The following is a 15,455-nucleotide window of genomic DNA, read 5'->3' on the forward strand; positions in this document are numbered from 1 at the left end:
AAATAAAACTAAATTGAACATTTTATTTTTTAAATATATAAATTATATAGAAAAGATATAATAATATATTATTATTCAAATTCTAAAAAATATATTAATGCTGTATAAAAAAAAAATAAATGTATATTTTTATTTTTTGTTAAAAAAACTAATTTTAAAAATATTATTTAAACACAAATATATTTTTAAAAAATGTTTGAAAAGTTTTAATAAAAAATATTTATACAATTAAAATATAAATTAGGAAATTTTATGCAAAAAAATAATTCAGTATTAATAATAAATGGACCTAATTTAAATCTATTAGGTAATAGAGAAAATAAAATTTATGGAAGAACAACACTAAAAAAATTAAATGAAAAATTAAAGAAAAAAGCTAATTTATTAAATATTTATTTAAAAAGTTTTCAATCAAATTCAGAATCTGAGTTAATAAATAAAATACATAATTCTAAAAAAAATATAAATTATATGATAATAAATCTTGCAGCATTTACACATACTAGTATTGCTATAAGAGACGCTTTGATATCTGTAGAAATACCATTTATAGAAGTACATATATCTAATATATATTCTAGAGAAAGTTTCAGATCAAACTCATGGATATCTGACATATCAAAAGGTATAATATGCGGTTTAGGTACATATGGGTATTTTTTGGCGCTAAAAACTATCTATAAAAGATTAAATTTAAAAAATATATAAAACATTTTAATATATTAATGTTTTTTACAATGTTAAAATTCTGCACTTTTCATAATATTAGAAAAGTGCATATTATAAACAAATATTTTTAAATAATTTATTAATAAAGAAATTTTTTATTCATTTTTTCAAAAAATTCATTAATTTCTTAATATCCTTAGGTAAATTAGAAAAACATCTTATAATATTATTTTTAATAGGATGTTTAAACTTTAACATTACTGCATGAAGTGCTTGCCTTGGAAATTTTCTTATATAATTTAATTTATTTTTATTTAAGAAATGTATATTTTTTTTTATAAAATAAGTCTTATCTCCTATTATAGGATGTTTAATATATAAAAAATGAACTCGTATCTGATGAGTTCTACCTGTTTCTAATCTTATTCTAACATGAGTACAATCAGAAAATCTTCTTATTACTTTATAATGAGTTATTGATGGTTTGCCTAACATATCAACAGACATTTTTGTTCTAATTTTTTTATGTCTTTTAATAGGAATTGATATTTTACCATTAGAAAAAATTTTACCTACTACTATAGCTTCATATTCTCTGATTACTCTTTTAAATTTAATTAATTTAATAAGTTTATAATATGTAACCAAATCTTTTGCAAAAACAAATAATCCTGTAGTATTTTTATCTAATCTATGAACTATTCCAGCTCTAGGTATATTTTTTGATTCTTTTATATGATATAATATAGAATTTAATATAGTGCCAGAATAATTACCATTACCTGGATGCATTATTATTCCTTTGTCTTTATCTACTACAGCTATATTATCATCCTCATATACAAATTTTAATGGAATGTTTTCAGGAATAAAAAAATCTTTTTTTTTAAAAAAATCTATAAATGTAATTATTGAAAAATTTATTTTTTTACTTGGTTTATTACATATAATACCATTTATAAAAACTTTGTCATTCAATATAAATGTTTTTAAAAAAGAACGAGAATATTTTAAAAATTTTTTTTTTAAAAATAAATCTAATCTTATTTTTTTAATATAATTTATATAAAATACATTTTTATAACCTATTTTATAATGTGTGCAAAATAATTTATCTTTCATATAAATAAACTCAAAATAAATTTTATTAAAAAATATTAAATAAATATTATCTAATAAATTTTTAATACATATATAATTATAAAATTGTAAATCATTTTTTATTATGTAACATAAATATTTAAATTTTAAAATTTAAAATAAATTTAATAAATTAAAAAAATAAAAACTATATAATTAAATAAAAATATGAATATAAAAACTAATAAAATAAAAAATATATTTTTGAAATTTTTTGAAAATAATGGACACAAAATAATAAAAGAAGGACCAATAATACCAAAAAAAGATAGAACATTATTATTTACTAACGCAGGAATGAATCAATTTAAAGATTTCTACTTAGGCAAAAAAAAAATCAATCACAAAAAAATAGTAACATCTCAAAAATGTATAAGAACAACAGGAAAACATAATGACATAAATCAAGTTGGAGAAACTTTATATCATCATACTTTTTTTGAAATGTTAGGAAACTTTAGCTTTGGCTGTTATTTTAAAAAAGATGCTATATTATATGCTTGGAATTTACTTACCGGCAAAAAATATTTTAATTTAAAAAAAGAAAAAATATTTATAACAGTTAACTATGAAGATAAAGAAACATATAAAATATGGAAACATATTATAAAAATAAATAAAAAAAATATAATAATAACAAAAAAAAACAGTATGGAAAATTTTTGGAACATGGGAGAAATAGGACCTTGCGGCCCTTCAACAGAAATATTTTATAAAAAAAATACTATAAATAAAAATAAATCTTCTACAAAATATAATCTAATAGAAATATGGAACATAGTATTTATACAATATAATAAAATAGATGAAAATAAATTAGTTAAACTAAAAAAATATTATATAGACACAGGAATGGGGTTAGAAAGAATTGCCTCCATAATACAAAATGTAAACTCCACATATGATATAGATATTTTTCAAAAAATAAAAAAAAAAATAATTTACATAAGTAATACTAATAAATTATGTACAAAATCTATTAATACAATAATAGATCATATGAGAACATCATCTTTTATTATATCCGAAGGAATCATACCTTCTAATGAATATCAAGGATATGTATTAAAAAAAATAATTAGAAGAATGATATTATGCGGAAAAAATCTAAAAATAAAACAACCGTTTTTACATATTTTAGTTGATGAAATAATTAAGATTCATAAATCATGCATACAATTACAAAACAACAAAGAAAAAATAATTAAAATTTTAAATAAGGAAGAAAAAATTTTTAAAAATACTCTTGAATATGGAATGAAATTTTTAAAAAGAAAAATAAAAAAAATAATAAATAACAAAATAGATGGAAAAACAGTTTTTTACTTACATGATACATTAGGTTTTCCTATATACTTAACAAAAGAAATATGTAAGAAAAATAATATTAAAATAAATGAAACAGAATTAAATAAAGAAATAAAAAAACAAAAAAAAAATAGTAAAAATAAAATTTTTTATAAAAATTATGAAAATAAATTTTTGTTTTCGAAAAAAACAAAATTTTTAGGATATACAAAAAAAAATATAAAAAGTGAAATAGAAGAGATTTTTATAAACAAAAAAAAAGTTAAAGAAATAAAATATAAAGAAAATGGTATAATAATATTAAGAAAAACAACTTTTTTTGGAAAATCGTCTGGTCAATCAGGAGATGTAGGAAAAATATACAAAAAAAATTCTATTTTTAGAGTCACAAAAACTAAAAAAATTAATAATTTAACTATTCATATTGGTACTGTTATACAAGGAAAATTTAAAATAATGGATGTAGTTAAAACAAAAATAGATTATAAAAAAAGATTATCAATACAATCAAATCACACAGCTACTCACTTGTTACATAAAACTTTAATAATTTTTTTTGGAAAAAATGTTACACAACAAGGATCTCGTATAAAAGAAAAATATCTCACATTCGATTTTTCACATAATAAAAGAATTTCTAATACGGAAAAATACAAAATAGAAAAAAAAATAAATAAAGAAATACAAAAAAATAGTATTGTTAAAACTAAAGTAATAAAAATTCAAAAGGTAGATAAACTAAATACAATAGGTTTGTTTAGTGAAAAATACCATGATAAAGTAAGAGTTGTAAAAATAAATGATTTTTCTTCAGAGCTATGTTCAGGTACACATGTAAAAAGAACTGGTGAAATAGGAACATTTAAAATATTTAAAATTAAAAAAATATCTAAACAAAAATATAGAATAAAAGCATTAACACAAAATTTTGCTATAAAAAAAATATATGAAAATGAAAGTGTGTTAAATAAAATATGTAAAAAAATAAAAATTAAAAAAAATAATATAGTAAAACATTTAATTTATATATTAAAAAAAAATAAAAATTTAGAAAAAAAAACATTTAATTTAAAAGAAAAACTATTAGATTTAGAAATAGATAAGATATTAAAAAATGTTATAAAAATAAATAAATATGAAATTGTTATAAAAACTTTATTTAATGAAAATAATATTTTATTAAGAAAATTTATAGATAAAATAAGAAATAAAAAAAAAGAAATAATAATAATAATATTAAATATTAAAAAAAACAGTGTTTCTATATTAATAGGAGTTACAAAAAAATTATCTAAAAAAATAAATGCAGTAAAAATATTAAATGTAATTAATAAAAAAACTAAAGGATCCGGAGGTGGAAAAAGAACATTAGCTGAAGGGGGAAATAAAAAAATAATTTTAACTAAAAAATTTTTAAAAAATATAAAAATTTGGTTCCCATATAAATAAAATTTATTAAAAAATTTAACAAAAAAAATTCTATATAAAAAAAATAATAAAGAATAAAAAATAAAATATACAAAATAATTTCAAAATATTAACAAGGAAAATATAATGCTTATACTAACTCGCAGGATAGGAGAAACCTTAATAATAGGTGATGAAATCACAGTAACTGTTTTAGGAGTAAAAGGAAATCAAGTAAGAATTGGAGTCAACGCGCCAAAAAATATATCTGTTCATAGAGAAGAAATATATGAAAGAATACAATCTGAAAAAAAAACAGTAAAATAAAAACTTCGTCTTGCTTATTATTTAGCAAGACGAAGTTATAAATTTAATAAAAAAATATTTGACTTATTAATTTTAAAAAGTAAAATTGATTTATATAATGTTTCTATATTTTGGTGAGATGACCGAGAGGTTTAAGGTACTCCTCTGCTAAGGGAGAATGCATTTAATGCATCGAGGGTTCGAATCCCTCTCTCACCTTAAAATAAAATATATCTATATTTAATACTAAAATTTATTTATAAAAAAAAAACAAGCATCCGTAGCTTAGTCGGATAGAGCACTCGGCTACGAACCGAAAGGTCGAAGGTTCGAATCCTTCCGGATGCAAAAAAAATTCAATAATCTTATTACAAAATTTTTTTGTCAAAAAAATAAATATATCAAAGGAGAAAAAATTGATTCCAAAAATGTTTTATAGTATTAATTGGATATTAAAAAATAAAAAAATTTTAAAAAAAATTAATAAAGGAATTGAAAGAGAAACATTAAGAATAGACAAAAATGGAAATCTTTCAAAAACCTTACACCCAAAATCCTTGGGATCTTCTCTAACACACAAATGGATAACAACAGATTTTTCAGAAAATTTAATAGAATTTATAACTCCTAAAACAAATAATACAAACAAATTAATAAATATTTTGTTAGATTTATATATATATACAACAAAAAATTTATTTAAAGAACAACTTTGGCCTTTAAGTATACCTCCATATTATATTAATAATAAAAAAAAAATACAAATAGCAAAGTATGGAAAATCAAGATTAGGAAAAAAAAAAGAATTATATAGAATAGGTCTAAAAAACAGATATGGCTACTATAAAAACATTATTTCTGGTATTCACTATAACTTTTCATTACCAAAAAAAATTTGGAAAAAATGGTACAACACAGATAAAGTAATAAATAAAAATATGATATCTAAAGGATATATGCATATAATAAGAAATTATTATAGATTTGGATATATAATACCATATATATTTGGATCATCTCCAACTATATCAAATAAAATAATTAAAAAAAAAAATATAAACTTTAATTTTTCTACTTCTATAAGATCTAGTAAATTCGTATATGGTAATAATATTTCTAAAAAGTTAAATATAAAATTTAATTCTATAAAAGAATATATAAAAAAAATAGAAAAAGCTCTAAAAACGAAAGAAAAAAAATTTAAAAATATTAAAGAAAAAAAAAATCAAATAAACTCTAATTTAATACAATTAGAAAATGAATTGTATGTGCAAGTTAGACCAAAACAAAATGCAAAAAAAAAAGAAACTCAAATAGAAGCTTTAAAAAAAAGAGGAATAAAATATATAGAAATTAGATCTTTAGATGTAAATCCTTTTTCTCCTATAGGAATAAAAAAACATCAAATACTAATATTAGATTTATTTTTAATTTGGTGTTTATTAATAAAATCACCATTCATAAGTAAGATAGAAATGAAATATATATATAAGAATTGGGAAAATATATGTATAAAAGGAAAAAAAAAAAAACAAAAAATATATGTAAAAAAAAATAAAAAAAAAAAATTTATAAAATTAGGAATACAAATAATACGTCAATTAAAAATAATTGCAAAAATGCTTGATAAAAATACTAAAAAAAATGAATATAAAAAATCTTGTAAAAAAATAATTAAAATGTTTCAAAATAATAATATGACATATTCTTCAAAAATTTTAAAAATGATAAAAAAATATGGAATAAAAAAAGCTGGATTAAATTTATCTAATAAATATTTCAAAAAATATAAAAATAAATTGTTCAAAAATATTAAAAAAACAGATTTTTTGAAAGAAAAACTAATTTCTTTAAAGATGAACAAAATAATTGAAAAACATAATTTAAAATATTAAAAAAAAATATAAAAATTATTTTTTAATAACTCTAATTTTATCTTTATAAGCAATTATAGCTACATCTGCTTTTCTAATTGAAAATAAACCAACTGTAACTACACCAGGAATATTATTTATTTTTTTTTCTATATTTATAGGATCATCTATAACAAGATCATAAACATCTAAAATTATATTTTTATAATCTGTTAAAAAATTTTTTCTTAATACAGGAAAACCACCTAATTCAATTATTTTACTTTTAATGAAAGAATACGCTATAGAAATAATTTCTATAGGTAATGGATTTTTAGATCCTAAAATATTAACTTTTTTAGTAAAATCTGCAATACAAACAAAAGTATTAGCCATTTCTGATAAGATTTTTTCTCCTGTTAAAGCTCCTCCTCCCCCCTTTAACATTTGCATATCATCATTTATTTCATCTGCACCATCAACATAAATTTCTATTTTATCTATATATTTTACATCAAATGTTTTAATATTATATTTTTTTAAATATAAAGTAGAAATTTTAGAGCTAGATACTACTCCTTTTATAAAACTAGAAATTTTACTTAATTCTTTTATAAAATATAATACTGTACTCCCAGTTCCTATTCCTAATATAGCATTTTTAGGAACATATTTAATAGCCTCTATAGCAGATTTTTTTTTTAATTTGTTTATATTCATAGTAATAATATTTAAATAAAAAACTCCTAAAAAAATTAATTTAAACTTTTATAAAAAAAATATAAAATTATCAAATATATTTATAAATATAGTAAATAAAAATTTCTGGGGCACCTGGATTCGAACCAGGGATCCCGGTATCAAAAACCGATGCCTTAACCACTTGGCTATGCCCCAACAAAATTGTAAAAAACAGATTATTATTAATTTTATAAATATAATAAATACGGAGAGCGAGATTTGAACTCGCATGCTTCGCAGCGCCAGAACCTAAATCTGGTGCGTATACCTATTCCGCCATCTCCGCAAAAATAATTCTATTAACTAATATAAATTTATAAAAAAAATTTAGCTATGATGGGAATTGAACCCATGACCTCAGCGTTATGAGTGCTGTGCTCTAACCATCTGAGCTACATAGCTATATAATAAGTAATAGGACTTTAATTATAAATATACTAAATTTGACATCAATTATCAACTATTTTATTAAAATAATATATTAAATAAAAATTTAAAACAAAATTATTTTATTTATAATACAATGAACAAAAAATTTAATAATTAGTTCACAAAAAACAAAATATGAAAGAAAATTTTATAGAAAAAATAATAAAAAAAGATATAAAAAATAATAAAGACATAAAAATTAAAACTAGATTTCCCCCAGAACCAAATGGTCATCTACATATAGGACACGCAAAATCAATTTTTATAAATTTTAGTATAGCTAAAAAATACAATGGAAAATGCAATTTAAGATTTGATGATACAAATCCGCGTAAAGAAAACAAAAAATATATTACTTCTATAAAAAAAGATATAAAATGGTTAGGATTAAAATTTAATAATATAAAATATTCTTCTAAATATTTTAATAAATTTTATAAGTATGCAATTATATTAATAAAAAAAGGATTAGCATATGTAGATAATTTAAATAAAAAAGATATAAAAAAATATAGAGGAACTCTTAATAAAAAAGGGGAAAATAGCCCATATAGAAATAGAAAAATAATGGAAAACATATTTTTATTTAAAAAAATGAAAAAAGGTAAATTTAATGAAGGAAGTTGTTGTTTAAGAGCTAAAATAAGCATGTCATCAAAAATAATAATAATGAGAGATCCAGTTTTATATAGAATTATAAAAAAATATAAACATTATAAAACTAAATATAAATGGTGTATATATCCAACATATGATTTTGCTCATTGTATTTCAGATTATATAGAAAAAATTTCACATTCAATATGTACTTTAGAGTTCTTAGATAATAAAACATTGTATAATTGGATATTAAAAAATATAGATGTTAAAAAAAAACCTAGACAATACGAATTTTCTAGACTTAATATAGAAAATTCTATATTATCAAAAAGAAAAATAAAATTACTAATAAAAAACAAAATTGTAAAAAATTGGTCAGATCCTAGACTATTAACAATATCAGGATTAAGAAAAAGAGGATATACACCAAAATCAATAATGAAATTTTGTAATAATATAGGTGTGACTAAAAAAGAAAGTTTAATACAAATTTCTAATTTAGAAAATCATATAAAAAAAGATTTAGATAAAAAAGTAAATAGAGCTATGGCTGTAATAAACCCGATAAAAATTATAATATATAATCTCCCTGATAATTATAAAAAAAAAATTATAATACCAAATCATCCAAAAATAAAAAAATTAGGAACACAAAATATTATTTTAAGAAGAGAAATATATATAGAAAAAAAAGATTTTCAAGAAAATTATAAAAAAAAAAGTAAAAAACTATGTTTAAATGGAACAGTAAAATTACGTTATTCATATATAATAAAAGCGAAGAAAATTAAAAAAAATAAATTTAATAAAATAAAGGCAATATATTGTAAATATTATAAAGAAACATTAAGTAAAAAAAATAAAAAAATAAAAAAAAATAGTATAATACATTGGATATCTAAAAAAGATTCTATAAATTCAAAATTTAAAATATATAAAAATTTATTCAATATAAAAAAACTAGATAAACAAAAGAAAATTATAAATTATGTAAATTCTAATTCACTAATAATAAGAGAAGGTTTTGTACAAAAAGATATATTTTCAAAAATTATAAAAAATTATATACAATTTGAAAGAATAGGGTATTTTTTTTTAGATAAAAAAAGTACAAAAAAAAATGTTACATTTAATTGTGTGGTAAAATTAAAAAATCATAAATAAAATTTATACAATTATTAAATTGTAAATTATAAAAAAATAAAATGGAAATATCATGCCAAGAATTAAAAAAATATTCGCTAGAGAAATAATAGATTCCAGAGGATATCCTACAATTGAATCTGAAGTACATTTACACAGTGGATGTATAGGAATATCTAGTGTACCATCAGGAGCTTCTACAGGCTCTAAAGAAGCATTAGAATTAAGAGATAATAACAACAAATATTTTTTTGGATATGGAGTTTTAAAAGCAGTAAATAATGTGAATAACATAATATTTAAAATACTAAAAAATCAAAATTCTAAATATCAAAAAAAAATAGATAATATTATGATAAAAGAAGATGGAACAAAAAATAAATCAAATTTAGGAGCGAATGCTATATTATCTGTATCATTATCTGCAGCAAAAGCATATGCACAATATAAAAAAATTCCTTTATATAAACATATTGCAAAATTATGTAAAATTAATAAAAAATTTATAATGCCTAGACCTATGATAAATATTATAAATGGTGGTAAACATTCTAATAATAATTTAGACATACAAGAATTTATGATACAACCAAAAAAAAATGTTTCTATAAAAAAATCTATAAGAATGGGTTGTGAAATATTTCACTCTTTATATAACATATTAAAAAATAACAATATGAGTGTATCTGTAGGGGATGAGGGCGGTTTTTCTCCAAATTTAAAAAGTAATGAAGAAGCATTAATGTTAATAAAAGAATCAATTAAAAAAACTAAATATGTTTTAGGAAAAGATGTAATTCTAGCAATAGATTGCGCAGCTACAGAATTATATGATAATAAAACAAAAAAATATAAATTAAAAAATGAAAATAAAAATTTTAATTACAAAGAGTTCACTAAATATTTAAATAATATTTCAAAAAAATATTATATTAATTCTATTGAAGATGGATTACATGAAAACGACTGGAAGGGATTTAAATATCTAACGAAAAAAATAGGAAAAAAAATACAAATAGTTGGAGATGATTTATTTGTAACAAATCCATTAATTTTAAAACATGGTATATTAAACAATTCAGCAAATGCTATTTTAATAAAATTTAATCAAATAGGAACATTAACAGAAACTTTAGAAACTATAAAAATAGCTAAAGAAAATAAATATAATACAATAATTTCCCACAGATCAGGAGAAACAGAAGATACTACTATATCAGATCTATCGGTAGGAACATTTTCAAAACAAATAAAAACAGGATCTATGTCTAGAACAGAAAGAATTGCTAAATATAATAGATTAATTAGAATAGAAGAGCAAATCACAAAATAAGAACAACTATAAAATAACAATGTTGAAAAATATTGTTATTTTTTTAATAAAAATATTAAATGTTTTTCAAATATTTAAATAAATAAAAACATTATCAAAAATTGATAAAATATAACAGGAGAAAAAATGAAAAAAACTTTTATAATAGATGGAAATTACTATATGTATAAATATTATTATGCAATTCCTATGTTACGAAACAAATTAGGAGAACCTAGAAACATAGTGTATGGTTTTTTAAAATTATTTAATATAATATATAAAAAATATAATCCAGAAAAAATAATAACAGTTTTTGATTCAAAAAAAAAAATTTTAGAAAAAAGATTTATAAAGAATATAAACTAAACAGATCTATTATGCCTAAAGATATTATAAATCAAATAAAACCTTTAAATTTTTTAATAAAAAATTTAGGAATACCAATAGTAAAAATACCATGTATAGAAGCAGATGACACTATAGGAATATTATCTAAAATAGAAAATAAAAAAAAAAACAATGTATATATATTAACTAATGATAAAGATATTTATCAAATAATAAATTCAAAAACATTTATTATGAATAATTTATATAAAATAATTGACAAAAAAAAAATAAAAAAAAAATATAAAATTTTTCCAAAAAATATACCAGATTTTTTATCTTTAGTTGGAGATAAATCAGATAATATACCTGGTGTTCATTCTATAGGAGAAAAAACAGCACAAATATTAATACAAAAATATGGAAATTTAAAAAATATATATAAAAATATTAATAAAATACATAAATTAAAAATAAGAAATATTAAAAATATATTAATTAATTTAAAATTAACAAAAAAAAAAATATTTTTTTTCTTAAGATTAATAAAATTAAATTTAAATTTTAAAATAGACAAAAAATTTAAAAATTTAAAATTAAAAAAACCTAATAATAAAAAATTAAAAGAATTTTTCAAAAAAAATCAATTTAAAATTTTAAAAAATTATAAAAATTTTTATTAAAAATAAAATATAATTTTTAAAAATATTTACATTAATAAAACTATATAATTATAAAATAAAAATAAATTAAAAAATGAAAAAAATAAAAAATATAGCAATAATTGCTCATGTAGACCATGGTAAAACTACTCTAGTAGATAAATTATTAAAAGAATCAAAATATTACAAAAAAAATAAATATAAAGAAGAAAGAATAATGGATTCAAACTACATCGAAAAAGAAAGAGGTATTACAATATTATCAAAACACGCATCTATTTTTTGGAAAAAATATAAAATAAACATAGTAGATACTCCAGGTCATGCAGATTTTGGAGGTGAAGTAGAAAGAATTATGTCTATGGTCGATTCTGTATTATTATTAGTAGATGCTTTAGAAGGCCCTATGCCTCAAACTAGATTTGTGACTAAAAAAGCATTTTTATACAATATAAAACCAATAGTTGTTATAAACAAAATAGATAGAAAAAATGAAAGATCAAATTGGGTTTTAAACAAAATATTTGACTTGTTTATAAATCTAAACGCCACAGAAGAACAATTAGATTTTCCAGTAATTTATTCTTCAGCTATGTTAGGAACATCTGGAACAAATTTAAAAAATATGAAAGAAAATATGATACCATTATTAGAAACAATAATAAAATATTCACCAGATCCTAAAATAAATAAAGATGAGAAATTTAAATTACAAATATCACAAATAGATTATGATAATTATTTAGGAAATATAGCGATAGGTAAAATTATATCTGGAAAAATAAAAAATAATCAAACAGTTTTTATAAAAAATAATAAAGGTAAAAACATTTCTGGAAAAATTAATAAAATATTATATTACTATGGATTAGAAAAAAAAGAAATACAAGAAGCTCATGCTGGAGAAATAATATTAATATCTGGAATAGAAAATGTAGAAATTTCTGATACTATATGTGAGATTAATAATTTTACACCTTTAAAAAATTTAAGAGTAGATAAACCTACAGTAAAAATATTTATGTCAGTAAATACTTCTCCATTATCAGGAAAAGAAGGAAAATTTTTGACTTCCAGACATATATTAAACAGATTAAAAATAGAAAAATCTAAAAATGTAGCTTTAGAAGTAAACCATGAAAATAATTCAAACACATTTTGTGTCTCAGGTAGAGGAGAATTACATTTATCTGTCTTAATAGAGACTATGAGAAGAGAAGGATTTGAAATGGAACTTTCAAGACCAAAAATAATTTTTAAAAATAAAAACAATAAAATATATGAACCATATGAAACATTAATAATAGACATAGAAAAAAAATATCAAGGTATTGTAATGAAATTAATAGGAGAAAGAAAAGGAGAGCTTAAAAATATAATAATGAGTAATGAAGAAAATAGAATATGCTTAGATTACTATATATCAAGTAGATCTTTAATAGGATTTAGATCTGAATTTAACAATGTTACAGCTGGTACAGGAATATTTCATACATCATTTAAAAAATATGATATAAAACATTCTTACAAAACTGGGCAAAGAAGAAATGGAGTATTAATATCTAATAAAAATGGAAAATCTTTAGGATTTGCTTTGTTCTCTTTACAAGAAAGAGGTAAATTATTTATATCACATGGAGAAGAAGTGTATGAAGGTCAAATAATAGGAATACATAATAGAACAAATGATTTAACTGTAAATTGTATAGCAGGTAAAAAACTTACTAATATGAGAGCATCTGGAACAGACGAAGCAATAAATTTAATTAAACCTATTGAGATTAATTTAGAAAAAGCATTTAATTTTATAAACGATGATGAATTAATAGAAGTAACTCCTAAAAAAATAAGAATAAGAAAAAAATATTTAAAAGAAAACGAAAGAAAAAAATTAAAAAAAATAAATAAAAAAAATATAAAATAACTATAAAATTAAATTATTTATTAAATCAAAATATTTTTTTTCACTATATATAGTCTTCAATTTTTCAGATTGTATTATAATTTTAATATTTTTTAAAGTTTTTTCGAAACTATCGTTTATGATTAAATAATCATAATATTTATAATTTTTAACTTCTGTTACAAATTTTTTCATACGATTTTTAATTATAATATTGCTATCTTTACTTCTTTTTTTTAATCTATTTATTATTTCATTTTTAGATGGAGGTAGTATAAAAATACTTTTAGAAAATAAAATTTTTCTTTTTATTTCATTAGCACCATTTATATCTACATTAAAAAATATGTCATTTCCTTCAAGTAATTTTTGTTTAACAATGTTTAAACCAGTACCATAATAATTATCAAAAATCTGAGCATATTCTAAAAATTTATTATTCTGTATCATTCTTTTAAAAACTTTTTTAGTAACAAAATTATAATGAATTTTATTTGTTTCATTACTTCTCATTGTTCTAGTAGTATATGAAACAGATAAAAATATATTTTTCAGTATTTTTTTTTTTAAGAAACTTTTTAATAAACTAGTTTTACCAACACCGCTCGGACCTGAAAAAATAAAACAGGTACCTATAATATTTTTACTTTTTTTCATAGTATTATTACAATTATAAATATTTATTTTTTTAAAAAAAAAATATTTTTATTAATATTTTCTATTTTAAATAAAGTATCTTTTTTAATTTTATTATTTAATATGCATTGCACAAATGTATAATTTTTATTTTTTACTGAAAATAAAACTTTACCTGAAATAATATTTTTATTTTTTTTAATTTTTAATATATTATCTCCAATATTAGGTAAAACGTTACAACGACTAAATATTAAGAATAACTTTTTATTTTTAATATTCTTATATTTAATTTTACATAAAATTTCTTGACCCATATAACACCCTTTGTTAAAACTTATTAAGTTTAATTTTTTAGAATTAAAAAAATTTGGGAAAAATTTTTGGCAATATATTTTTGTAATTATAGGAAAACCAAACTCCATATCAAATAAATCCCATACTGAATAATTTTCAAAAATTATTTTATTTAAAAATTTTTTTTTAAATCTATTAATTACTTTTATGGAAGAAATTATTATAAATCTTTCTATAGGAAATTTAATTCTCAAAAAAATAATATTTTTTTTTCTAATTACATGATTATAATTAAAAGATATATTGAAATGTTTTTCTAAAAAAAATTTTGAACTTTTTCCAAAAAAACCAAATAATTTATTTTTTTGTGATTCAAATATACATACGTTAGAAAAAATAGAATATTTCTTTAACATATTAACTTGTATTTCAGATGTATAATTTCTTTGTATATAAGCATATCCATCTAAATAATGAAAAATAATAAAAATATTTATTATTTTTCCATTTACATTACAATGAGATCCAAAACTATATCTATTGCGCGACAACTTTTCTATATCATTTGTAAATTGACTTTGTAAATACTTTTTACTATCTTTTCCTAATACAGTAACTAATGACCAATTTTCTAAATAAATTAATTTATTCATAAAATATTATAAACATTAAAATAAAATTTACAAAATATTTATTTATTGTAATTGTCTTTTAAAATA

At 18.9% G+C, this 15,455-nt stretch carries 13 protein-coding genes and 5 tRNA genes; 11 read left to right on the forward strand and 7 right to left on the reverse strand.

Going from position 1 to position 15,455, the window contains the following annotated elements:
• Window positions 1-252 precede the first annotated feature (252 nt).
• Window positions 253-708 carry a type II 3-dehydroquinate dehydratase gene (aroQ, locus tag RJD23_RS01375; RefSeq protein WP_343188095.1) on the forward strand — a complete coding sequence of 152 codons (456 nt, stop codon included), beginning with the start codon at window positions 253-255 and terminating at the stop codon, window positions 706-708.
• Window positions 709-828: 120 nt separating this feature from the next.
• Here aroQ and RJD23_RS01380 read toward each other — a convergent pair whose 3' ends face one another.
• A complete protein-coding gene (locus RJD23_RS01380; protein ID WP_343188096.1) occupies window positions 829-1,791 on the reverse strand; it encodes an RluA family pseudouridine synthase in 963 nt (320 codons plus the stop codon).
• Window positions 1,792-1,977: 186 nt separating this feature from the next.
• On the opposite strand from RJD23_RS01380, the gene alaS reads away from it, so the two are divergent.
• The 5 genes from alaS (at window position 1,978) to gshA (ending at window position 6,725) form a co-directional block, all read left to right on the forward strand.
• Window positions 1,978-4,566, forward strand: a complete 2,589-nt coding sequence (gene alaS / locus RJD23_RS01385; protein ID WP_343188097.1) for an alanine--tRNA ligase — start codon at window positions 1,978-1,980, stop codon at window positions 4,564-4,566.
• A 105-nt stretch (window positions 4,567-4,671) separates the two neighbouring features.
• Window positions 4,672-4,851: a carbon storage regulator CsrA gene (gene csrA, locus RJD23_RS01390; RefSeq protein ID WP_343188098.1), complete on the forward strand. Its 180-nt coding sequence runs from the start codon at window positions 4,672-4,674 to the stop codon at window positions 4,849-4,851.
• A gap of 112 nt (window positions 4,852-4,963) precedes the next feature.
• Window positions 4,964-5,049, forward strand: a tRNA-Ser gene (locus tag RJD23_RS01395).
• 55 nt (window positions 5,050-5,104) lie between these two features.
• Window positions 5,105-5,178, forward strand: a tRNA-Arg gene (locus RJD23_RS01400).
• Between the two features lie 68 nt (window positions 5,179-5,246).
• On the forward strand, window positions 5,247-6,725 hold the full coding sequence (gene gshA / locus RJD23_RS01405) for a glutamate--cysteine ligase (RefSeq protein ID WP_343188099.1): 1,479 nt from the start codon (window positions 5,247-5,249) through the stop codon (window positions 6,723-6,725).
• A gap of 15 nt (window positions 6,726-6,740) precedes the next feature.
• On the opposite strand, the gene rpiA is transcribed toward gshA, so the two are convergent.
• The 4 genes from rpiA to RJD23_RS01425 form a co-directional block, all read right to left on the reverse strand.
• Window positions 6,741-7,403, reverse strand: a complete 663-nt coding sequence (gene rpiA, locus RJD23_RS01410) for a ribose-5-phosphate isomerase RpiA (protein ID WP_343188100.1) — start codon at window positions 7,401-7,403, stop codon at window positions 6,741-6,743.
• A gap of 105 nt (window positions 7,404-7,508) precedes the next feature.
• Window positions 7,509-7,580: transfer RNA gene (locus RJD23_RS01415), tRNA-Gln, on the reverse strand.
• A gap of 48 nt (window positions 7,581-7,628) precedes the next feature.
• Window positions 7,629-7,710 (reverse strand) — tRNA-Leu (locus tag RJD23_RS01420).
• 42 nt (window positions 7,711-7,752) lie between these two features.
• Window positions 7,753-7,826, reverse strand: a tRNA-Met gene (locus RJD23_RS01425).
• 162 nt (window positions 7,827-7,988) lie between these two features.
• Between RJD23_RS01425 and glnS the strand changes: the two genes are divergently transcribed.
• The 5 genes from glnS to typA all read left to right on the forward strand — a co-directional run bounded on the left by glnS (window position 7,989) and on the right by typA (window position 13,824).
• Entirely contained in the window at window positions 7,989-9,617 is a 1,629-nt protein-coding gene (gene glnS, locus RJD23_RS01430) for a glutamine--tRNA ligase (RefSeq protein WP_343188101.1), read from the forward strand.
• Between the two features lie 52 nt (window positions 9,618-9,669).
• On the forward strand, window positions 9,670-10,929 hold the full coding sequence (eno, locus tag RJD23_RS01435) for a phosphopyruvate hydratase (RefSeq protein ID WP_343188102.1): 1,260 nt from the start codon (window positions 9,670-9,672) through the stop codon (window positions 10,927-10,929).
• 126 nt (window positions 10,930-11,055) lie between these two features.
• Window positions 11,056-11,277: a hypothetical protein gene (locus RJD23_RS01440; protein WP_343188103.1), complete on the forward strand. Its 222-nt coding sequence runs from the start codon at window positions 11,056-11,058 to the stop codon at window positions 11,275-11,277.
• An 11-nt stretch (window positions 11,278-11,288) separates the two neighbouring features.
• Window positions 11,289-11,921 carry a 5'-3' exonuclease H3TH domain-containing protein gene (locus tag RJD23_RS01445; protein ID WP_343188104.1) on the forward strand — a complete coding sequence of 211 codons (633 nt, stop codon included), beginning with the start codon at window positions 11,289-11,291 and terminating at the stop codon, window positions 11,919-11,921.
• Between the two features lie 73 nt (window positions 11,922-11,994).
• The gene (typA, locus tag RJD23_RS01450) at window positions 11,995-13,824 is read left to right on the forward strand and encodes a translational GTPase TypA (RefSeq protein WP_343188105.1); all 1,830 of its coding nucleotides are present in this window, start codon (window positions 11,995-11,997) and stop codon (window positions 13,822-13,824) included.
• Here typA and gmk read toward each other — a convergent pair whose 3' ends face one another.
• Window positions 13,825-14,460, reverse strand: coding sequence for a guanylate kinase (gene gmk, locus RJD23_RS01455; protein ID WP_343188106.1), 636 nt, complete (start codon window positions 14,458-14,460; stop codon window positions 13,825-13,827).
• Window positions 14,461-14,483: 23 nt separating this feature from the next.
• Entirely contained in the window at window positions 14,484-15,389 is a 906-nt protein-coding gene (gene ygfZ, locus RJD23_RS01460) for a tRNA-modifying protein YgfZ (protein WP_343188107.1), read from the reverse strand.
• Window positions 15,390-15,455 lie beyond the last annotated feature (66 nt).

The sequence above is a fragment of the Buchnera aphidicola (Ceratoglyphina bambusae) genome (assembly GCF_039363085.1).
In the GTDB taxonomy this organism is placed as follows: Bacteria; Pseudomonadota; Gammaproteobacteria; order Enterobacterales; family Enterobacteriaceae; genus Buchnera_G; species Buchnera_G aphidicola_E.